Annotated in this window: 2 pseudogenes; both read left to right on the forward strand. The window is 32.0% G+C overall.

The features are described from left to right. Positions 1-242 (forward strand): annotated as a pseudogene (locus IDG60_RS19065) (accessory Sec system glycosylation chaperone GtfB); the annotation flags it as partial. Positions 243-482: 240 nt separating this feature from the next. Then, positions 483-676 (forward strand): annotated as a pseudogene (locus IDG60_RS19070) (adhesin); the annotation flags it as partial.

Consider the following 676-nt stretch of genomic DNA (forward strand, 5'->3'; position numbering starts at 1 on the left):
ATGAGTTGTTGATTTTAGGTTATCGTCAAACCGCACACCATGCTAAAGTAACATTATCAGAGCACTTATTTGAGCATAATGATGAGATAACAATGGAAAGTAAAGACCAATTAATACAAATGTTAGAAAGTTTGAAAGATCAACAACAGTTTCGAGATGCTTTATTAGCACAAAAAGCACATGCACACGAAATCTCGCGTGAACAATTCGAGCAAGTTTTTAAACAGGCGCTCGAAAGCTAAAAAGAAAAAGCAGTCTAAAATAAAGCATCATTTAATTTAAAAGATTTGACGTAATATGATGTTAGCGACATGGACAATATGATATTACGTCATGCTTTTTTGTTTACTTAAATATAAGCTAAGTAATAAGTTGATAATTACTAACAACAATAACTAGATAGATAAGTGTAAATTTCTTGTAAACAGGTATATAATAGTATGTAATTCTTTGAAGGAAGTAAGTGAGAAAGGAGTATGTTGATGGCTAAATATCGAGGGAAACCGTTTCAATTATATGTAAAGTTATCGTGTTCGACAATGATGGCGTCAAGTATCATTTTAACGAATATCTTGCCGTACGATGCCCAAGCTGCATCTGAAAAGGATACTGAAATTTCAAAAGAGATATTATCTAAGCAAGATTTATTAGACAAAGTTGACAAAGCAATTCGTCA

The organism is Staphylococcus sp. EG-SA-2, assembly GCF_017152085.1.